The 20,243-nt window shown below is 46.7% G+C and carries 18 protein-coding genes; 13 read left to right on the forward strand and 5 right to left on the reverse strand.

Translation table 11 applies throughout. The features are described from left to right. Nucleotides 1-175: 175 nt before the first annotated feature. Complete coding sequence (locus CXK86_RS29635; RefSeq protein ID WP_076254662.1) at nucleotides 176-1,300, reverse strand: PsbP-related protein; 1,125 nt, start codon at nucleotides 1,298-1,300, stop codon at nucleotides 176-178. Between the two features lie 444 nt (nucleotides 1,301-1,744). On the opposite strand from CXK86_RS29635, the gene CXK86_RS32465 reads away from it, so the two are divergent. The 6 genes from CXK86_RS32465 (at nucleotide 1,745) to CXK86_RS29655 (ending at nucleotide 6,883) form a co-directional block, all read left to right on the forward strand. Next, nucleotides 1,745-1,849 carry a hypothetical protein gene (locus tag CXK86_RS32465; RefSeq protein WP_017690880.1) on the forward strand — a complete coding sequence of 35 codons (105 nt, stop codon included), beginning with the start codon at nucleotides 1,745-1,747 and terminating at the stop codon, nucleotides 1,847-1,849. Nucleotides 1,850-1,892: 43 nt separating this feature from the next. Then, on the forward strand, nucleotides 1,893-2,000 hold the full coding sequence (locus tag CXK86_RS32470; protein ID WP_017690879.1) for a hypothetical protein: 108 nt from the start codon (nucleotides 1,893-1,895) through the stop codon (nucleotides 1,998-2,000). 229 nt (nucleotides 2,001-2,229) lie between these two features. After that, nucleotides 2,230-2,541 carry a hypothetical protein gene (locus tag CXK86_RS32845; RefSeq protein ID WP_017690878.1) on the forward strand — a complete coding sequence of 104 codons (312 nt, stop codon included), beginning with the start codon at nucleotides 2,230-2,232 and terminating at the stop codon, nucleotides 2,539-2,541. Between the two features lie 1,107 nt (nucleotides 2,542-3,648). Further along, nucleotides 3,649-4,245 (forward strand): RNA polymerase sigma factor, encoded by a 597-nt coding sequence (locus CXK86_RS29645; RefSeq protein ID WP_076254664.1) that lies wholly within the window; start codon nucleotides 3,649-3,651, stop codon nucleotides 4,243-4,245. Then, the gene (locus tag CXK86_RS29650; protein ID WP_076254666.1) at nucleotides 4,242-5,180 is read left to right on the forward strand and encodes an anti-sigma factor; all 939 of its coding nucleotides are present in this window, start codon (nucleotides 4,242-4,244) and stop codon (nucleotides 5,178-5,180) included. Before CXK86_RS29645 ends, CXK86_RS29650 begins: the two co-directional genes overlap by 4 nt. 191 nt (nucleotides 5,181-5,371) lie before the next feature. After that, a complete protein-coding gene (locus CXK86_RS29655; protein WP_036672104.1) occupies nucleotides 5,372-6,883 on the forward strand; it encodes an HD domain-containing phosphohydrolase in 1,512 nt (503 codons plus the stop codon). A 4-nt stretch (nucleotides 6,884-6,887) separates the two neighbouring features. On the opposite strand, the gene CXK86_RS29660 is transcribed toward CXK86_RS29655, so the two are convergent. Continuing rightward, nucleotides 6,888-7,541 (reverse strand): phosphatase PAP2 family protein, encoded by a 654-nt coding sequence (locus CXK86_RS29660; RefSeq protein WP_036607365.1) that lies wholly within the window; start codon nucleotides 7,539-7,541, stop codon nucleotides 6,888-6,890. Between the two features lie 240 nt (nucleotides 7,542-7,781). Between CXK86_RS29660 and CXK86_RS29665 the strand changes: the two genes are divergently transcribed. From CXK86_RS29665 to CXK86_RS29680, 4 genes are all read left to right on the forward strand, one after another. Beyond that, the gene (locus CXK86_RS29665; protein ID WP_076254668.1) at nucleotides 7,782-9,197 is read left to right on the forward strand and encodes a sensor histidine kinase; all 1,416 of its coding nucleotides are present in this window, start codon (nucleotides 7,782-7,784) and stop codon (nucleotides 9,195-9,197) included. 208 nt (nucleotides 9,198-9,405) lie between these two features. After that, a complete protein-coding gene (locus CXK86_RS29670; RefSeq protein ID WP_235193865.1) occupies nucleotides 9,406-10,563 on the forward strand; it encodes an MFS transporter in 1,158 nt (385 codons plus the stop codon). A gap of 106 nt (nucleotides 10,564-10,669) precedes the next feature. Continuing rightward, the gene (locus CXK86_RS29675) at nucleotides 10,670-11,356 is read left to right on the forward strand and encodes an oxidoreductase (protein ID WP_076254669.1); all 687 of its coding nucleotides are present in this window, start codon (nucleotides 10,670-10,672) and stop codon (nucleotides 11,354-11,356) included. Nucleotides 11,357-11,504: 148 nt separating this feature from the next. Further along, entirely contained in the window at nucleotides 11,505-11,879 is a 375-nt protein-coding gene (locus CXK86_RS29680) for a RidA family protein (protein WP_017690870.1), read from the forward strand. Between the two features lie 108 nt (nucleotides 11,880-11,987). Here CXK86_RS29680 and CXK86_RS29685 read toward each other — a convergent pair whose 3' ends face one another. After that, nucleotides 11,988-12,746, reverse strand: a complete 759-nt coding sequence (locus CXK86_RS29685; protein WP_017690869.1) for a tryptophan-rich sensory protein — start codon at nucleotides 12,744-12,746, stop codon at nucleotides 11,988-11,990. A gap of 226 nt (nucleotides 12,747-12,972) precedes the next feature. On the opposite strand from CXK86_RS29685, the gene CXK86_RS29690 reads away from it, so the two are divergent. Next, the gene (locus tag CXK86_RS29690) at nucleotides 12,973-13,938 is read left to right on the forward strand and encodes an arsenic resistance protein (RefSeq protein WP_076254671.1); all 966 of its coding nucleotides are present in this window, start codon (nucleotides 12,973-12,975) and stop codon (nucleotides 13,936-13,938) included. Nucleotides 13,939-14,298: 360 nt separating this feature from the next. On the opposite strand, the gene CXK86_RS29695 is transcribed toward CXK86_RS29690, so the two are convergent. Further along, nucleotides 14,299-15,927 (reverse strand): response regulator, encoded by a 1,629-nt coding sequence (locus CXK86_RS29695; RefSeq protein ID WP_076254673.1) that lies wholly within the window; start codon nucleotides 15,925-15,927, stop codon nucleotides 14,299-14,301. 5 nt (nucleotides 15,928-15,932) lie between these two features. Further along, a complete protein-coding gene (locus CXK86_RS29700; RefSeq protein WP_076254674.1) occupies nucleotides 15,933-17,762 on the reverse strand; it encodes a sensor histidine kinase in 1,830 nt (609 codons plus the stop codon). Between the two features lie 143 nt (nucleotides 17,763-17,905). Here CXK86_RS29700 and CXK86_RS29705 point away from each other — a divergent pair, with 143 nt between their 5' ends. Together CXK86_RS29705 and CXK86_RS29710 are read left to right on the forward strand one after the other, a co-directional pair. Beyond that, the gene (locus CXK86_RS29705; protein ID WP_076254676.1) at nucleotides 17,906-18,787 is read left to right on the forward strand and encodes a carbohydrate ABC transporter permease; all 882 of its coding nucleotides are present in this window, start codon (nucleotides 17,906-17,908) and stop codon (nucleotides 18,785-18,787) included. Beyond that, nucleotides 18,787-19,623, forward strand: a complete 837-nt coding sequence (locus tag CXK86_RS29710; RefSeq protein ID WP_076254678.1) for a carbohydrate ABC transporter permease — start codon at nucleotides 18,787-18,789, stop codon at nucleotides 19,621-19,623. The genes CXK86_RS29705 and CXK86_RS29710 overlap by 1 nt, the downstream gene beginning before the upstream one ends. Nucleotides 19,624-20,243: the final 620 nt, after the last annotated feature.

Below are 20,243 nucleotides of genomic sequence, written 5' to 3' on the forward strand. Positions count from 1 at the left end.
TTCTTCGGTATACGTGTGAAATGTTTGTCCTTTTTTGGCCATAAAAATATCCCCTCCAAGTGTCACTTGAACCCTCATGATAACATGAAGGTTTTTTCAAGTGTCTACTTAAAGGGGATAATACCACTTAACGTTCATTAAGCTGGTCTTTTTGTATACTCATTTAACATTTTAATTAATCTGCAACTACCAATGAGGCTCCAATCAAAGTGGCGTTGGTGTAACCACCGCCAACATTTTCAAAAGAGAAGTTGGTAATTGGCGCACCGATAACAGTGGCATAATCACCGTCAAGCAGATCTCCAGTCGTTGCAGGGTACAACGCTATAATATCGTTTCCGTTCTCATCCATGACATGAACGATAGAGAAGGTTGCTCCGAGAGAGCTATCTTCTTCAACGGAAATGACTTCCCCGTTAACTTGTACGAAAGTATTGTAATAGTTGCCTACATTTTTATTCAGATGACGGGTCGTTACATTGGAGTCAACGAGCCCCTGTACCTTTTTGCTTAGTTCTGTCGTAATGGCCGGGAATACATCGTTATGTTTACCAAAGAAATCATAAGATGCCTGCTCCATAAAGGCTGTGTCTTCTGTAATGTACGGAGTTAACTCATTAAAGAAATCCGCAGCTGATGCCGTAACAGATGAATTTCCAGTTGTTGCAGTTGGTGCTGTTTGCTCCAGCGGAGCAGTAATGCTCAGGGAATCAAGGATATCTTTGATCTCATCCTGATTATAAGTATCCTTGGCGTAGGTTAACGTCATGGTATAGAGTTCTGTATTGGTCGGAATCAGATACTGCACAAGGATAACATCTGTACCCGAGGAATGCTTATAGGCTCCTTCCAAGACACCAGCGCTATATTCTTTATAAGGCTTGTTTGTGTAGCTGGTTTTTTTATAATCGGAAATGCCGATGCTTGAACCGCTTTGTGTGTAATAATCCACTATATTATTGGCGTATTCTTCAGGATTAATTGAACCGGTTGAGCTGGCCTCAATCGTCAGATTCATATTATCTGCAAATGTGACTGATGAAGATTGGTCTGAAAAAGCAGCTTTAATGGATGGAGCATTCATTTGACTTGTATCTACGCTTTTCCAGGATTCAGGATATGCAAAAGAAAATCCTTCTCCACTATATGTAGTGTATTTCGTAGCTTTAGCTTCTGATGAGACAGTTTCAGTTGCCTTGGATGCTTCGGTCGTTTGGCTATTGGTTGTTGTGTTTTTTTCTGAATTACCACAAGCACTAAGCAATGTGGCTAATGCCAAAATCGTAATAAGTTTCTTCATTATGTCTAATTTCTCCTAATGTGCTTCCCATCGGTTGGGATTTTTTCTAAGGTCATCATTTCGTTTGGGATAATCTAGTTTAGGTCGTGAGCATAGAAACTCCTTTCTACTTTATTAGTAAAATAATAACATAAATAAAGATTTCAGTATTCATAATTACTAAAAAGGTAATTTATCTGTATTTAACAAGTTAAAAGCTAATAATATACCGTATGGTTATCCATTTTGAACGATAGTACATACATTTGGTTGATATAACCGTGGGATTTATTTATGACTTAAACATATTTGAACATAACATTCCGACTTAAGAACTAACCCTTTGTGTAGGTGAAATTAACGAATAGTCGGTGGAAAAAAACAGCCCATTTTCGACCTGAGCCCGGTCCCATGTGTGATTGGTGCATATAGTGAACTGTACCTCAAATCAAAGGAGGGGTTTACATGAGTGGAGTAGTAGGTGGATACGGCGGCGCATGGACATCGACTGGCGCGATCTTGGTTCTCTTTATCTTGTTGGTCATCATCTCTAAAGCATTCTTGATCTAATAAACCGCTTGGACCCTAATATATTTGTAAAGGAGGGTTCTGCATGAGCAACGTAGTTGAAGGCGTAGGATACGGCGGCTGGACATCGACTGGAGCAATCCTGGTTCTGTTCATTCTTCTCGTAATCATCACTAAATCTTTCTGGGTATAATATGGCGAGCTCTGCCGGGCAACCGGTGGGGTTTTTTTTCTAGAGGACAAGCATGGTGGAGAGATAGGAAGCTAAGATAGCTTGTGGTTGAGCGGAGTATGCTTCGAAAATGGGGAGGGTACCTCATGGCTAAAAGCCCATTTTGTCAAAATGAGGGCGATAGCCCGGTCCAGAGGTAGGCATAATACATAGCTTAGGGGTGTAGGCAAATGTTAAGGAGGAATGAACAATGAGCGAAGTAAAACCGAATTCACCGAACGGACAGGGACACGTATACGGACATATGGGAGGTTATGAGCATATGCAAGGATACCAATACACAGGTCATGAAATGCATGGGTATGGATATGGTTGTGGAACAATGCCAATGGGATATGGCTATGGATACGGACACCATGCCAATCAGGCTCCAATGATGCACGGTTATCAACAGGGTTGTGGAGTATCCTATGGTCATGGCGGCGGAAGCTGGGGTTCCATGGGTACGATCCTCGTACTGTTCATCTTGCTGGTCATCATCTCCAAAACGATGTTTATCTAAGGATTTGTGAGTGCAAGGGGACTTTGCTGATCGTGGATCGTTGTGATAGATGCTCTAAATAAACTCCGAAGTCTGAGTTCCATGTTGGGGCATAACGTACCTATGATTCAGAAAGGGACAGCGTAGGATTCCATCCTGCGGTGTCCCTTTTTTATTAGAAGTGAAGGAGCGTTGGGATTACTTTCTTTAACGAACTCCACAGACGCTATTCCATGCATTTTTGCCATTTCAAAAGTTTAACGAATCGTAGACGTTTTATTTCCTCAATTTGGGCATGTTTGGAGCTTATATTCATGAAGTGACATGGATTAACGTGGCTGAGATTCGTTAGATTTTACATAGCACAGAAATCCCCAATATAAGGTGTGCAGGATTCGTTAGCGTCTGGTGAGCGTTAACATTTGCTTTAGAGGCCGAAGTTATTTGCACAATTGGAGAAGTAAGGAAGTATCGAGGAGTGCAGTCAGTGGGAGAATGGAAAAGTTTTAAAAGCAGAGCCGAATTTATCTGGTTAGTCTGATAAGTGAAAGGAGGACTTTTCTTAATGTAGGAACGGTGTCCGACAGTCTGTAGATGTTACTAAATTGGATATGTAGACATGGATAAACACCCGGAACCCAATTCCGGGTGCTTTGTGTATGTTTTCAATCTTCTCAAGAATAAGTGATATCCAAAACAACAAAAGCCCTACCTCTCTTTTGTCCTTGCGGCTCCGATGACCGCGCCAGTGTGAATGGGAACATCTTGTGAAACTCTGTACTACCGGGTTATTGTGATTCAGGTTCTTCAATCTTCATAGGTTAATTGTGCTTATAGTTCGCTGCGGTCGCAGCATGAAGAAAATATTCCGGGGTTTAAAGAAGACAGAAATCATATGAGGTTGTTTAATACAACTCTTATAGTGTACCACAGGTTGTAATTTTCTGCAATAAAAAGGAAAGCGCGACCAGAGAAACATGTATTCGGACTGTTTTTATGTTAAAAAGTGAAAGGTTAGTTTGAAAAGATACAGAAAAATTTTCAAACTATTTCTTCATAGGGGTAATCCTCTTCAAAAGTTTCTGCGTAGGTTATAATAAGAGGGAAGAAACAGAAAGGGGCCCTCGCATGACTGAATCGATGGAGGACAGCAGGTTAATGCGGCAGATCGCGGAACGTGATTCCTCCGCACTTGAGCTTTTATATGACCGTTATGAGCGAGCGGTGTATTCTTTTGCCTACCGGATCGTTGGTGATCCCATGACGGCAGAAGAGACCGTTCAGGAACTTTTTATGCGGGTCTGGAATAATGCTGAACGATACGATGCCTCACAGGGGAAGCTGACCACATGGATGTTTGCGATTACGCGTAACATTGCAGTGGACATGCTGAGGCGGAAATCAAAAGGGGCAGCGACTACTTCAGTTGAACACGAGACACTGGCGGCCTATGCCGATGAACATACAAACACGGAAGAAGAAGTGCAGCGTAAATGGGAAGGTACCCGGATTAAAGAGGCGTTGTCCCAATTGAACGGTGATCAGCAACAAGTTATAGAATCGATTTATTATGCGGGATTAACCCAGCAGGAAGTATCCAGCCGATTCGGGATTCCGCTGGGTACAGTAAAGAGCCGTGTCAGGCTTGCCATGCGACAGCTCCAAAAGTTGCTGGCCGATGCTGAATTGCATCCGGACGCGGGAAGGGAGGGCATACATCCATGATAGAACGACATGAGGAGTGGTCTGATCTGGCACCGATGTATGTGCTGGGCGGACTGGAAGCAGAGGAAGTGGCGGCGTTTGAAGCGCATATGGCAACTTGCGAACCTTGCCGCCAGGAGGTAAGGGAATTGCAGGAAGTGACTGGCTTCCTGCCACTTGCGGCGGAACCTGTAGCACCGCCGCAAGGCATGCGAGCACGTGTGCTGGGCAACGTGCTCGGACATGCGCAGGAGAGCGCCGAGGCGAAGCCAGCGGCTACTCCTGCAGAGCCTGAAGCACCCGTGGTGCTTCAGGAGGATCTTGCGCCGCAGCACAAACGTGCGGCCCGGGTGGAAGAGGCTGCCCAGGCACAGCCATGGCAGCCACAAGCGCGCGCGCGTGCGCGCAGCAGCAGCGCCTGGCGCATAGCTAGTGCCGGCCTTGCGGCCGCGGCACTGTTGCTGGGCGTGTACACGGCGCAGCTGCGGAGCCAGATCGACTCGCTGACGCAGCAAGCGGCGGGCTCGTCGGCTACGCAAGAGCAACTGGTGCAGGCACAGGCGCAGAATGCACAGCTGCAAGAGCAGCTGGCATCAGCTCTGAAGCCCGCACAGGGCATGAAGACCGGCGAGGCAGTGAAGCTGAATCCTGCAACGCAGGACATTGTAGCTCAGGGTCTCGCAACCATCGTTATTGACAGCAAAGGCACTCACCTGGTTGTGCAGGCTGAGAACCTGCCGAACCTGGAAGGCAACGAGGCTTTTCAGGTCTGGTTGATCAAAGGAGATACCCCTCAGAATGCGGGTACTTTCCTTAGTCGTGACGGAACGGGAGCAGTATACTACACATTGGATTCGGCCAACGACTATGATACGGTTGCCATCACGCTTGAACCGGATGCAATGGGAGATGAGCCGCGCGGTACAATGATTCTGGCTGCCAAGATTAAAGGATAAATATAGGATATAACACCAAAGGCTGCTCCGTCGTGGAGTAGCCTTTTTGTGTTTTCCAGTTTTGATGCCCATCCATTGGAATTTATTAATTTTTTTAGTCGGAGCAACCGATAAACAAATAGAAGGCAATACCCTTAATCTCCCTGTGTCTCAAGGGAGAACTGGTTGCACATAGAGAGTGAGGGGTTCAGTTGGAAGCATACCGTTCATTTATCTTTCGCCTGATACGCAATTATCTGATCGGTTCACTGGCAGCTGTTTTTGTTGTCGGTACAGTAGTTATGGTATCTACTCTGCAAATACCCAATATTCAATTTGTTCGACTCATCTTCATTGTACTGATTTCACTCTTGTTCATGCTGGTTGCAGAATTAATTACGCTGTGGGTACAGCTTGGCCCCATAAGACAATTTTTCAATTCCGAGCACCACGAGAGAGACGAATTGAACCACATGTATGAGAAAATTCATCGTTTCCCGGGACAGACCATATATCGGATCATGGGTCCGCACATGCTTGGCTTCTCACTTCCGGCAGCCGGATTAACAATATGGATGATATCCACAGGGTGGCTTGAATTTCCTTACTTCTATACTGTCGTGGCCGCTGCGTGTGCCTTTCTGATTGCCATCATGCATGCGCTGATTGAGTATTACCTAACGGTGCGGGCGATTAGACCCCTTTTACTTGAGATTCGACATCGAGGCAAAGTCCAATACGGGATGGAACCTTCACTGGGAGGGCGCATCCTGGTATCGATCCAGCGTAAATTTCAGTTAAGTACGGCACTGATTGGCTTATTTCCTCTATTTCTATTTTTCCTGGCTACATATATCCGACTTCAGTATATGGACAGTGAATTTGCGAAAGAGTACATACTGTGGGGAATTCTCATCGTTGTTCTGGGCGCGGGGTTTGCCCTGGTGGGAAGCTGGCTGTTGATTCGTGATGTTCGTGATCCAGTTGCTGAACTGACGCATGAGATGAACCGAATTCAGGGGGGAGATCTTGGCAGACGAGCTCCGGATCTATATGCGGATGAGTTTTCGGCACTGATCTCCGGTTTTAATATGATGATTAATCGGCTGGAGATGAGACAGGAACGCAATCGACAGTTGTTGCAAAGTTATTTTTCTACGCTGGCTGCTGCTTTAGACGCCCGAGATAAGTACACGGCAGGACATTCCATGCGTGTGGCAGAGTATTCGCTGATGATTGGTAAGCTGAGCGGAATGAGTGAGGAACAGGCGGATTTATTGTACAAATCAGCCCTGCTTCATGATATCGGGAAAATCGGCATACCTGATGAGGTGCTGCTGAAGGATGGAAAACTAAGCGATGAAGAATTTGCAATTATTCGGACACATCCCGTGCAGGGAGAGAGTATTTTGCTGCAGATAGAACCCATTGATGCCATGGCTGACTTTCTGCCTGGTGTACGATCTCACCATGAGAGATATGATGGCAAAGGATACCCGGATGGGATGGCTGGTGATGATATTCCCCTTTTTGGCCGCATCATTGCGGTAGCGGATGCCTTTGATGCCATGACGTCTGATCGACCCTATCGGAATGGGATGAGTCACGAGAAAGCGCTAACCATTTTGGAAGAAGGAAAAGGGACCCAATGGGACCCCTATTTTGCAGGTTTGTTTATTGATGAATGGAGACGACAACAGCATCTTCAGAAACCATCGAAGTGAGGGATCAGCTGATTCCCTCTGTCCACTTCGATTCTTTTCTGCGTCTCCGGTGTAGAGCGAGGCCAGTTATGATGGTGAGAACACATTCGCCGAGTATGACTGCACCCAAGGCGTCATAGATCACATGTTGTTTGATCATTAGCGTGGATACTATAATAGTTGCTGCCCCGGCGGCGACCAAAATCTTGATGGGTTTGCGGATACTTGGAACCGAGAGAACAGCACGCATAACCAGATAAGAGTGAAGAGAATGAATACTTGGAAAACAATTATAAGGACGATCCTGGCTATAGAGCCATCCGAGAACAGATGCTCCCAGGCCAGTACCCGTCAGTTCCGGGCGCGGTACCATGGTCTGAAAGTTGAAGTAGATCAGATAACATATCCAGACACAGATATTCATGGATAACAAGACGCGGTAATACGTCAGGCGATCTTTGGCACACAGGTAAGCGAGCACACCGAATACAAACGGGTACCAGCCCAAATATGGAATGGACATGCCAGGCACGTAGGGAATGATCCGGTCGAGCGGCGAATCAAGCACTACGAACCCGCGTTCTGGACTATTAAGAATATCATAGAAGAGCCCCATGACGGCCAAAGACAGCATTAAACTCAATGACAGCCAATAGGATTTGCTTTTTAACAATTGCACAACACCTTACTCCTTTCATTCATGCTCCCTAGGAGCATGACCCCAGCAAATAACTAATTCAAATTTAAACAACAATATATTCTACTACGGCCAGCGCACAAATTGAATCCTAATTTGTGTATTTTTGTGTATTTTTTTGACGAAGAAGGAATGCCGAAGCTTCAATGGGCATGATATGATAGAGACACATACGGACGAAGGTAATTTGGCCAGTAAAGTCGGTTCAACAGGAGTGAGTGAATGCAATTTTCAAAAATGTTCGTATTGAATATGGGGATGCTTATTACCATTGCATATCTTGCTAGTGTGTTCTATAAATATGTCGTAATACGTACCTCTTCCCGAGTGAAGCAGGTTAGTTCCGTGCTTGTCCTTATTTTTGCAGGTTGGATCAGTACGGTTTTTGGGTTTCAACTCACCGATGAAGTGGTCTTTGATCTTCGATATGTTCCTTTAATTGTTGCCGTTCTAACGTATAGACAACCCTATAGCGTAATTATCGTGGGTATTGGAATTGGGCTGTCGAGGCTGACTTTTGGCATCACGGATGCTACATTGGCGGCAGTACTTAACATGTCTATTTTGGGCGTGATATGTGCAGGTCTGAATATATGGATGAGACGCAGCAACTACAGGCTGATTATTAAAGGAATCCTTGTTACAGTTATCGTCAATGTGGTCAATAGTGTAAACATTGCTATCGTTGGTGTGATCCCGGCTACATACTTCTTTTCACATATTATGCCTTATACACTCCCTACAGGCATTTTGCTGAGCCTTATTTTTGCATTTATTTTACGTGATTTTCAGAATGAACAGAATCGAATTTTGCTGATCCAGAGTACAAACCGGCTTTTATCTGTGCAAAAGGAAGAGTTACAGAAAGCCCAGATTGTACTGGAGGATCGAGCGAAACAATTGATGATTGCCTCACAGTACAAATCCGAATTTCTCGCCAATATGTCCCATGAACTGCGTACACCATTGAACAGTGTCATTAACTTTGCCCAGATGATCAGTGAGAACGCTGACACAATGGATCAGGAGGATATTGTACGTTTTGCCAATATGATCGACCACTCCGGGCAGGAACTGCTCACGCTCATTAACGATATTCTGGATCTCTCCAAAGTAGAAGCGGGGCGGCTGGATATTGTATTGGAGGATATCAGTGTTGCACAACTTACAGAAGATGCCATGAGCCACTTTCAACTCGTTGCCGAGAAAAAGGGAATTCAGTTGGTTCTGGACAAAAAACAGGGACTGCCTGAGACGCTCTGGTCTGATCCCCAGCGGGTTCAACAGATTTTGCGGAATCTGATGTCCAATGCCATCAAGTTCACTCACCGGGGGAAGGTCACGCTGACCGTAAGCACCAAGCAGATTAAGAATGCAGGTATTCAGAATCGATGGCTTATTTTCTCCGTTCAGGACACAGGCATTGGCATTTCTGAGGACAAGCATCATTCCATATTTGAAGCATTTCAGCAGGCTGACGGGTCGATTAGTCGAAAATTTGGCGGTACCGGACTAGGCCTGTCAATCAGTCGGGATTTAGCGAGATTACTGGGGGGATCGATTGAACTTGAGAGCACTGAAGGTAAAGGAAGCACCTTCTATCTCTATCTCCCGTTGGACCGTGAAAAAATGAGTTGACAACCTTCGCGCCGTGAGTAGAATTTGGGATGACAACTAGCATCGACCGGCTTTTGAGACCCGGTCTAAGGAGTGTATCCCCATACAGAAGACGGTCAACGTTAACCCTCCCCCGTTAGCAAGCAAACCACGGCGCAAGGGTTCGACACAACGCACGAATTTATCGATTGCAACATGGGAGGGTGTACCGGCAATTATTTTACAGACCTTGCTGGGAGGCCCATTTTTAACCGGATTTCTGCTGTACCTTGGGGCCGGGTCGAGACATATCGGCTTTGTGCTCGCGATTACGACGTTTGTGAACATTGCCCAGATCGGAGCAGCTTACTGGATGCAGCGGATTCGCAGTCGTAAACGCATGCTGCTGTTATTTGTGGGCACACATCGCATCTTGTGGAGTGCAACGGGACTGATCCCGTTTATATTCCCCAAAGAGTGGTGGGTAAGTGTATATATTGGCGTGTATACGGTTGCTTTTATATCAAATACCATCGGCGGTATGATCTGGACTTCACTGATTGGCGATATCGTACCTGCTAAGGTGAGAGGGCGTTATTTTGGAATTCGAAATACGATTCTGAATGCTCTTGGAAGCGTATGCTTATTTGCAGGCGGTATTGTTTTGGACCGTTACCCGGGAGAAATGGGCTTTCTGATCCTGTTTATTCCGGTGTGGATATGTGCTATTGCCAATACAGTCATCTATTTCTTCTATCCGGACGTTCCCTTTGAACGTTCTACCGAAAAGGTTTTCTGGCGCATGTTCATCAAGCCGTTCCAGGATCGTTCTTTTCTGAAAGCAACGCTGTTCCTGGCTTCATGGTTATTGATCCAGACCTTGATTGTTCCGCTTTATTCCTATGTTATGCTCGATTTATTGAACATCAATTATCAGACGGTATCCCTGATCACGGTAGTCCAGACGCTGGTCATGATGGCCGGGTTCTATGTTTGGGGTAATCTGAATGCCAGATTCAGCAACAAAACCCTCCTATTTTGGACATTGCCAGTCATTGCACTCTCCTGTTTGTCGTGGGGGTTAATGTCGTTCATGCCCGTATTGATCGCACTATTTCTATCTCATATCTTCCTTGGGATCGGTGTAGGTGGATTCAACCAGCTGGCATTTAACTTTACGATTGGAGACACACCCAAAAGTGAAAGACCGATGTTTGTCGCGGTGTATTCGGCTCTGACCGGAGTCACTTCGTTTCTCGGGCCGTTGTTGGGTGGCTGGTTGTATGAAAAGATGGAAACCTGGTCCGATGCGCTGGCCTGGATCTCAGCCTATGGATTTCAGATGGGGGTTGGTGTCGTGATGCTGATTCTGACATTTACCCTTGGACGTCGTGTACTGTTAAAATAGATATTGAATATTTACACTGGCACTTCGATGACAGAACAACCTTGTAAATATTTAGATTGATCATATGTATCTGGTATGACTTCAAAAAAGATGGCGAAGTGGAGGGATGTATTTGAATCGTCTCGAACGGAAAGCCATGGTGATTGGAGCCACCGGGCTTGTAGGCGAATTACTGGTTCATAATCTGCTGGAGCACCCGGCATACAGCTTGGTTCGCGTTCTGGTTAGACGTCCGCTTGAGCTACAACATCCCAAACTGGAACAGCATGTGGTGGACTGGGAACAGCTGGAGAGCCAAGACCACTTATTCGATGGAATCGATGACCTGTACTGTTGTTTGGGGACAACGATCAAAAAAGCAGGCAGTCAGGACAATTTCCGTCAGGTGGATTATCATTACCCGGTTCGTGCAGCTACGATTGCGAAGCAACATGGTGTATCACAGATGCTGGTGATCTCCTCCATGGGAGCGAGTGCAGGTTCCCGTGTCTTTTACAGTCGGACCAAAGGGGAAATGGAGGATGCATTGTCCGATATCGGTTTTCCGTCATTGCATATCTTCCGCCCTTCCTTGATTCTGGGAGATCGAAACGAGAAGCGGTTTGGTGAGCAGATGGCTGCCTATGCCATGAAGTTTCTGGATCGCTGGATGAAAGGCAGAGTGGACAAATACCGGGCGGTCCACGCCGCAACCATTGCACAGGCCATGACCAATATTGCGCTGGTGCAAGCCAAGGGAAACCATGTGTATTCAAATGAAGTCATTCATGTCCTTGGTGTGGACGGGGGCTAAGAAACCTTTGAACGAGCTGTTTACTTCATGTGGCTAGTGAGGAGCGTTTCTCGCTTGAGGTAGATCGTGGTATAATAGGCAACAAAAATGAGTTCGAACCCTGACTCCATGCGGCAGCAGGATAACGAACACAAAGGAGAACTCGTCCATGAAAAAACCAATCTCTACCGATCAGGCGCCAGGCGCCATTGGTCCATACAGTCAAGCCGTTGATGCAGGCGATTTCATCTACACTTCCGGACAGCTTGGTCTGAATCCTCAAACGGGAGAGTTTGGCGCAGATGTACAGGAGCAGACACGTCTGTCTTTGAGCAATGTGAAGGCTATCCTTGAAGCAGCAGGTACAAGTATGGATAAAATCGTGAAAACGACGGTGTTCCTGAAAGACATGAACGACTTCGTTCCTGTGAATGAAGTGTATAGCACGTTCTTCGAACAGCCTTATCCTGCACGCAGTGCAGTGGAAGTTGCTCGTTTGCCAAAAGATGCACTGGTTGAGATTGAAGTTATTGCCCTGAAATAGGACAACCTATTCGTTCTTTTATACATAAACAGCCGATTTCAGGTCGAAGACCAGAATCGGCTGTTTGCGTTACGTGTTTTCGTTATATTTAAGCGTTATGGAAACTACTCAATCGCGATCCTGATTCCGGGCGAAGAACAACCATACCGCGTAGATGGCCAGTACGATCGCAATGATGATTGCCGTATAATATACGGAAGTGACATCCTTTTGTTTAAGTGCAATGGCGATATATGCCCATGTGAATACAAGTGGGTATATGCTATCGCGATAACGGAAGCTAACGAGTACAGCCAGCACCATACCGACAATCAGCATAATGATCGTCCAGGTTGGTTCGCTGATACCAAAACCATCCCAGCCAATTTTATATAACAATACAGCTGCATTGACAATCGTTGCCACGCTAATCCATCCAAGATAGATGCTGAATGGCAGCTTTACAAGCCAGATCTCAGCAGTGGTTGGAACCGTAATGGTACGTGTTTTTACATACAGCATGATCAGGCACAACAGAAGCAGTACAATAATCAGTAAAGCGAGACCGGTCTGCAAGTTTTGAAAAGCAAAAATCCAGGCTACGTTGAAAGCGCAGCTTGCCAGGAACCAATACCCTAGACGGGTAATCGAGTCCCTTTTCCAGGAAGCGGGCACGAACTGATAGATCACAAACCCTGCCAACAGCAAGTAGATCAAACCCCATATAGAGAAGGCATAGCCAGAAGGTGTGAGCAGCACAGGATACATATCCGATACTTCTTTATTGGTCTTGCCCCCGATCGGCAGCGCGTTGGAGAGGTAGTTCACGATAATTACAGCGATAAAACCAATGGCGTTTAACCACTTGTACGGATTGTTACGTGACATTGTGTTTCCTCCTTGGTTTAACGAATGAATGAACCACGGGTCAGTCTACAATGAATATACCCAGTTCTTGCACATTCTAATAACAGCCGCAAAAAATTCACAAGTTGGATCTTTCAGATCCTTGTGCTCTGCCACTACGTTGGAACGGTACTCTGTCCCAATGTACGCGAAACGAAGCAGAAATATGTCCATGCCCACGATGTCCCACTGGAAGAGGAGGAAGAGAATGCTCACAAGAGAAACGATGGAGCAACAGCAAACCTGGTTCTATGTAGTTGCACTGTTCGTAGGAGCAGCGATAGGGCTGAGTAATCCGGCATGGGGGAATGTTTTACACTACACCGTGTCCCCGGTTCTTGCCGTTCTGTTATACAGCATGTTTGTACAGATTCCCTTTTTACAGTTAAAAGAGTCTTGGTCCAACCTTCGATTTATGGGGGCGCTACTGGTGGCTAATTTTATCGTTGTACCTGTAGTTGTATGGTTGCTAACACTTGTCTTTCCGCAATCACCAGGCGTTCTGATCGGAGTCTATCTAGTACTGTTAACACCCTGTATTGATTACGTCATTGTGTTCACACAACTCGGCAGGGGCAATGAGAAACTGATGCTCGCCGCAACACCTCTTTTATTTGTTATACAAATGATCCTGTTGCCGTTTTATTTATGGCTATTGATGGGTACTGAGGTGGCGCAGATCATGCAGGTAGGGCCGTTTGTAGAGGCCTTTTTGTTCCTCATCGTTATTCCACTGCTGCTCGCTGTTGTTACACAAGTTTTCTCCAGAGGTAAAGCGAGCGGGGAGCGGGTCATAAATGCGACGGCATGGCTCCCGGTTCCGATGATGGCACTTGCGCTGATCGTGGTTGTCGCTTCCCAGATTGGCAAAGTCTACAATGATATGGCGATTATCGTAAACGTGATCCCGATCTACATTGCTTTTCTGATCATTATGCCTTGGATATCTCGGATCATTGCCAATGGATTTCGATTGAATCCAGGTGCAGGGCGGGCGTTGATTTTCAGTTCAGCCACACGGAATTCGCTGGTTGTTCTGCCACTGGCGCTGGCACTCCCGCCAGAATGGGCAACTATAGCAGCGGCAGTCATCGTTACACAGACGATGGTGGAGCTTGCAGGGGAATTAATCTACATTCGACTTGTACCTGCGGTGATTTTGCGGGATCGGTGAGCGTACTAGGGTGTATCTATGTTATGATATATTACAATTAATAAAACCATTTTTGGTAAATAAAAGGGGGGGTGAGAATCCCTATTTATCGAAAGATTATGTTCTACCTGGATATTGTCCTATTACTGTTCAGCCTCATCTATTTCCCCGTAGTAGCTCATAAGACAGGAAATAATATGGCTTATGGATTTATGGCTGTAATTTTAATAGGTACAATCTCTCGGATCGTATCCTATCTTAGAAAAGAAAGAGTCAACAAATCGTCATGATATAGGCTATTTTCTGTAAAAGTAAAATTAAAAAGAGTACTTCCGATGGGTCATGCCGGGAGTACTCTTTTTAATTCGGATCAAATACTCGTTACGTACCAGCCTCCAATAATGTTTTACGATATTCCGCTGGCGTGATGCCCTCCATTTTTTTGAACACTTTGCTGAAATACTTTTCATCCTGAAATCCAACCATCTCCGAGATTTTGGCGACACGCAGGGAAGGATTTTGCAGTAACAGCTTGGCGTTGTTGATCCGCAGTTTGCCCAGATATTCCGACCAGTTCAGACCAAATTGCTGTTTGAATTTGCGTGAGATATACTCCCGGCTCAGGTAGAAACGCGCAGCAATCTGCTGTAAGGACAGGTCCTCCTGATAATGGGCGTCCATATAACGTGCAATCTCACTCATGGGATCAGGATTGGCGTGGTGATGAGCGGTGAGCGCCTTTCCTGCGGCAAGCAGCCGTTGTTCCAACAATGAACGAAGCAGGGGGAAGGATAACAGTCCTTCAGCGTCCAAAGGTAACTCGGCAAAGGGAATAGACTGTTCCTCCGTCACTTCTTCCTCGTGGAATGACGAACCTGCCGTATCATCAAGCCAGCGGCTCAGCATCCATTCCAGCTCATCGATCCATTGCTGGATCTGCTCAGCACTGACAACCTCAAGATCAGTAATCGGGTCAAGCCACTCGGCGACCGCAGCAGATACACTGGAAGCCCGGCAACTCATGGCTGCCATACGCAGGGGTTCTTCATGGGCGGTTAAACGCCTGATTTTATTTCCATTTGATGATTCCACTGAGGCATGGATTCGCTGTTTAATCTGCACAGCATTACGTCGCCACAACCTTGAATTTGCTTCCAGATAGGCCGCTGAGATTCCGCCTGGGTAGGACTCACAGGTGGAGATGCCAAAATGAAGCCGGCGCTGAATCGTCTGTTCCAATCCCTGATTGACCTTGTCCAGAATATGTTCCAATGAAGTGGATGGACCCCAATGCAGCAGAACAATCTCGTCCGGTTGATCCAACTGACGAAACATTACGCCTTCGTCTGGTGTGGATAACATCTCGGCACAGATATTGAGGACCGAGAACACAAGCAGGTCCGGTTGACTGCGGTATTTTGCCAGACAATCTGCATCCAGATGGGACAGGCTGGTGACAGCGACACTACAGACAGGGATTAGGCAGGGGAGATTTAACTCATCCTGCAATCGCTGCATGTGAGAAGGGCTGCTGCCTCTTCCGACGGCAAGTTCGGTGAGCAGACGATCCTGGTAGTGGGGGCGCATTCGATTAACAACAATGGATTGCCTGGTGGATTGTATCCGAATGGCGTCTTCCTCTTCCCAAGCTGTAACGGCCTTTAATAGAGATGCATTCAGCTCATCTGCTTCCACAGGTTTCAGGAGGTAGTCCGTGCCACCATGTCTAATTGCATGCCTCACGAGTTCAAAATCATCATATCCACTGATAACCAGCACCTTGCTGTGCGGGGTATGAGCCGATATCCATTCAAGCAATGCCATACCGTCCTTGCCCGGCATACGCATGTCACTGAGTATGATTTGAGGTTGATGTGCCGTGATGGCGGCGATGGCTTCATCCCCGTCTGCTGCTTCAAGTAATGTATCAATGCCACACTCTTCCCAATGACCAAGCAACCTTATGGCATCGCGGACATGTTTTTCATCATCTACAAGCAGTGCCTTCATGTTGTTCACTCTCCCGCGTATAGTTTAACCGTGATCTTCACACCATTGGGTTCCCGATTGTTGATCTCAAGCCTGGCTGAGTGACCGGGATGTGAGTTCAATTGAAGTCGGCGTATTACATTTCGTAGACCGATGGATTCAGACTCGTCGGATTCTTGTGTGGATAACCCGGTTGTTGTATGACTTTGATGTAGCCATCCGCAGATCTCCAGTAATTTTTCTTCAGGTATGGAGGGACCGTTATTATTCAGTTCGATTTCAATCCAATGATCGTTGATCCGGCGGCTGGATAGGGATATGTGACCTTTGCCAGGCTGAATATCTGCTCCATGTTTGAAATAGTTCTCAATTAAAGGTTGTAACGTCATTCTTGGCATTTCGACAGACAGGGTATCTTCGGCAAAATCCAAATCCACCTCAAGGCGGTCACCAAACCGCTCCTGCTGTAGTTCCAGATATAATCGGGCATGCTCCGCCTCTTCGCGTAAGGTCACGCAGGTCTGATCCCGCATGCTGTAGCGCAGCATTTTGGACAGGCTAGAGAGTAGTGTATACGCCCGTTGTCCTTGCTGTTGAAGGGCAAGTGTACCGATCGATTGCAGTGTATTATACAGAAAATGCGGATGAATCTGCGCTTGCAACGCTTTGAGTTGATTTGTTTTATTGGCGATCTCGAGTCGATATTCCCGCAAAATAAGATTATTTACCGTATCCATCATATCTCGGAAATGACGAGCGAGCACCCCGAATTCATCGCGACTGGATAGATGGATATCCACATGCAGACGCCCGGCTTGAATCTGGTTCATATACCGCATGAGTTGCTTGAGTGGACCGGTGATTCGGATGGAGATGAATAAGGTTGCAACAATGACTAATACAAGTGCCGCAATGGCAATCATTGCGTTATTCCACGTAAGTGTGGTCGCTCTGGCATAAAACGTCTCATTTGGAATCTGTTTGACGATGGTCCAATCGGCGTATGTGCTGCCAAGTTGCTGGTATACAAACATGGATCGATCCTGTTCAAAATGCCCTGCGACATTCTGGGCTGTACCAGCGCCAGATCGTGCGATATTCAGTTCACTAGCCGTTTCCTCTCGTAGTGCATCCGTATGATTAACCTCGGAACGTCCTTGGTAAATGATCTGATTCTGACCATCCACCACATAGATCTGTTCCTTAGCCGGATCATACAGCCTGCTACAGATTGCTGCAATGGTATTCATATTCAGATCAATAGCGAGTACACCCAGACGCTCGGTGGACGGAATATCCTTGATCACCCGATGCAGGGTAATGACCGTTCTGGCAGGGTCATCGGGTGAGGCAGCCTTGAATCCGTACGTGTGACTCATATGGGCCGATTCCACCCAGATATCCGGGCTGTCACCGCCTGTTTTTCCATGAAGGGAGCCGGAATAGGCCTGTTTGCGTTCCTCCCGCTTCGGAAAGGGATTGGTAATTAAGGTGGATTGATTGGCGGCAAATGAGTGTAAATACAGCTGGAATACATCCGGCACAGCAGCGCGGATCGTCTGCAAAGTGGTGTACACTTCTGCCACCGCACGATAATCCCCAGGAATCTTCGCGAGGTTACGCAGAAAGTTCGGGTCGTTATACACAGCGAGTGACGCTCTAGCCACGTTATCCACATAGTTATTGAGATTCGTGGATGCTTGGTAGATCAGGCGTTTGTTCTCTTCAACAGCCTGTTCCCGCAGGGCCGTCTTGGTCTGGATAAACGTCATGCTGATCGACGCGAGCAGCGGAAGTGTGGTAGCAATGAGCATAAAGGCAATTAATTTCGTGCGTATACTGTAGTATTTGGACATCGGAACACCCCTTCTGGTTGCAGGTTAAGAGAGGACAATATTTTACCCCCAACTGTTCACAAGGGTCGGTGTTTCCCTCGGCGATAATGGGGTTTAATAGAAAAAGAGACCAATTTCATCCATCTATAGAAGGGGAGAACGATATGAAGCATCGCAAATCTTCACAGCTGTTACAGCAGCTTGTGTTCGTGGGTCCCTCCATCGTGTTTTTTATTCTCATCATCGTGGTCCCTTTCCTGCTTGGCATGGTGTATTCCTTCACGGATTGGAACGGGGTATCCGAGAACATTAATTGGGTAGGGTTTGATAACTTTGTGCATGTTTTTGCGAATGATCCCAAGTTCCAAACGGCGTTTTGGTTTACGGTACGCTTCACCGTGGTTGGTGTGGTACTGACCAATGTGATTGGTTTTTTCCTGGCGTATTTCCTGACCAAACCGCTCAAGACGAGAAACATTCTGCGTACGATCTTTTTTATGCCTAACGTGATCGGTGGGTTGTTGCTCGGCTTTATCTGGCAGTTCATATTTGTGAAAGGGTTTTCAGCAGTAGGCGATGTAACCGGCTGGTCCTTCTTCAACCTTCCTTGGCTGGGAGACGAACCAACCGCCTTCTGGGGAATCGTGATTGTGTTTGTATGGCAGACCGCAGGATATCTGATGGTTATCTACATCTCATCTCTGACAAATGTATCCCCTGATCTGCTGGAAGCCGCCGAGATTGATGGCGCAAGTCGCTGGCAGGTACTGCGGAGCATCATTCTTCCGCTCATTATGCCAGGTGTAACGATCTGTCTGTTCCTGGCGATCTCCTGGTCGTTCAAAATGTTCGATCTCAATCTGTCGCTAACCAAAGGTGGACCGTTCGGATCAACAGAGTCGGTTGCACTTAATATTTACAATGAAGCCTTTGTAAATAACAGATATGGCATCGGAACCGCCAAAGCGCTCGTGTTCTTCATAATCGTTGCCATCATCACCATGATTCAGGTACGTCTGACGAAGAGCAAGGAGGTAGAAGCCTAATGGAGACGACAAAAAATTACCGCTTCAGTACCATTGTAACTGAGATTGTCATGGTACTCCTTGGACTTTTATTCCTGGTTCCGTTTTACTTCCTGTTCGTGAATTCGGTCAAAACCTTCGGTGATCTGCTCACCAATTCGGCTGCATGGCCGGAAGTATTTCAGTGGGGCAATTATGCTAACGCTTGGGAGAAAATTAACTTCCCGTCCGCGCTGATGAACTCGCTTATCGTTACCTTGGTCAGCAATCTGTTGCTTGTGCTGATCAGTTCCATGGCCGCGTACCGAATGGTCCGCAGCGATACCCGGTTCAACCGTATTTTGTTCGGCATGTTCATTGCCGCCATGGTGATTCCGTTCCAGTCTATCATGATTCCACTTGTTACTGTAACCAGTAATCTGGGATTGATCGACAGCCTTGGCGGCCTCATTATCTGTTATCTCGGTTTCGGGGCACCGATGTCTGTCTTCCTGTTCCACGGATTCGTAAAATCCGTCCCACTGGAGATTGAGGAAGCGGCTCGTGTGGATGGAAGCTCGGTCTACGGAGTGTTCTTCCGGATCGTATTTCCACTCATGAAACCGATGTATGTAACCGTCATCATTCTGAACACACTCTGGATCTGGAATGATTATCTGCTTCCATCCCTGATCCTGCAAAGCTCCAACCTGCGTACGATCCCGATTGCGACCTTTGCACTCTTCGGTCAATATACGAAGCAATGGGATCTTGCCTTGCCGGCACTTGTGCTCGGCATCATGCCGATCATTATCTTCTTCCTGCTGATGCAGAAGTACATCATTCAGGGGATTACGGCTGGATCAGTTAAAGGATAAGGTGCGAGGGCAGGGTCGCTGTGGCGGAGTGCGAGTGCAGGTCGCTGCGGGATCAAGTTGCGCTTTCGGTCGCTGTTGCTCCTCGGTGGCCTGAATGTATTAGGGCAAGGAAGCCACCGAGTATCAAAGGCGAACGCTCCGCTCCTACATCGCATCCTGATCCCTTTGCTCCCACCTCGCACGGAGGTGTGCAAAGGGAGTCATGCCCGCATAGCTTGGGCATGACTCCTGGGGAAAGAGCAATAAAGAGAAAAGACCAAGGAAGAAGCTTATATGGCCAGGAACTTCTTCTACAGAGTGAGGGTATGCTCCTTTTTCAAAGCGCTAACGAATCCACCGCATCTTAATAGGTGGATAATCAAGGAATACAAATTGTAACGAATCTCAGCAACGTTATTCGGGTACAAAAGGGCGCCAGAGCCTTAAAATTGGATCAAATCGACGGAATAACATCGCTGTGATTCGTTAGAATGGGAGCCTGTGCAAATAGGTGCGAATTACGTGGGCTCGGTTCGTTAGAATGAAAACACACTTCAAGGGAAGGTTATTCTGTCATCGGAGTGCCAGTGTAAATATTCATTAGTGGAACGGTTATACTGAAACTACTATAGGGAGAGTGT

It is taken from the genome of Paenibacillus sp. BGI2013 (assembly GCF_002843485.1).
GTDB classification, from domain to species: domain Bacteria; phylum Bacillota; class Bacilli; order Paenibacillales; family Paenibacillaceae; genus Paenibacillus; species Paenibacillus amylolyticus.

Bases quoted from the DNA above. Each gene is read 5' to 3' on its own strand.
- CXK86_RS29685 (WP_017690869.1), bottom strand. From the start codon at position 12,746: ATGTCACGTAACAATCCGTACAAGTGGTTAAACGCCATTGGTTTTATC.
- CXK86_RS29675 (WP_076254669.1), top strand. From the start codon at position 10,670: ATGTATTTGAATCGTCTCGAACGGAAAGCCATGGTGATTGGAGCCACC.
- CXK86_RS29690 (WP_076254671.1), top strand. From the start codon at position 12,973: ATGCTCACAAGAGAAACGATGGAGCAACAGCAAACCTGGTTCTATGTA.
- CXK86_RS29635 (WP_076254662.1), bottom strand. From the start codon at position 1,300: ATGAAGAAACTTATTACGATTTTGGCATTAGCCACATTGCTTAGTGCT.
- CXK86_RS32465 (WP_017690880.1), top strand. From the start codon at position 1,745: ATGAGTGGAGTAGTAGGTGGATACGGCGGCGCATGGACATCGACTGGC.
- CXK86_RS29645 (WP_076254664.1), top strand. From the start codon at position 3,649: ATGACTGAATCGATGGAGGACAGCAGGTTAATGCGGCAGATCGCGGAA.
- CXK86_RS29665 (WP_076254668.1), top strand. From the start codon at position 7,782: ATGCAATTTTCAAAAATGTTCGTATTGAATATGGGGATGCTTATTACC.
- CXK86_RS32845 (WP_017690878.1), top strand. From the start codon at position 2,230: ATGAGCGAAGTAAAACCGAATTCACCGAACGGACAGGGACACGTATAC.
- CXK86_RS29700 (WP_076254674.1), bottom strand. From the start codon at position 17,762: ATGTCCAAATACTACAGTATACGCACGAAATTAATTGCCTTTATGCTC.
- CXK86_RS29650 (WP_076254666.1), top strand. From the start codon at position 4,242: ATGATAGAACGACATGAGGAGTGGTCTGATCTGGCACCGATGTATGTG.
- CXK86_RS29705 (WP_076254676.1), top strand. From the start codon at position 17,906: ATGAAGCATCGCAAATCTTCACAGCTGTTACAGCAGCTTGTGTTCGTG.
- CXK86_RS29695 (WP_076254673.1), bottom strand. From the start codon at position 15,927: ATGAAGGCACTGCTTGTAGATGATGAAAAACATGTCCGCGATGCCATA.
- CXK86_RS29710 (WP_076254678.1), top strand. From the start codon at position 18,787: ATGGAGACGACAAAAAATTACCGCTTCAGTACCATTGTAACTGAGATT.
- CXK86_RS29680 (WP_017690870.1), top strand. From the start codon at position 11,505: ATGAAAAAACCAATCTCTACCGATCAGGCGCCAGGCGCCATTGGTCCA.
- CXK86_RS32470 (WP_017690879.1), top strand. From the start codon at position 1,893: ATGAGCAACGTAGTTGAAGGCGTAGGATACGGCGGCTGGACATCGACT.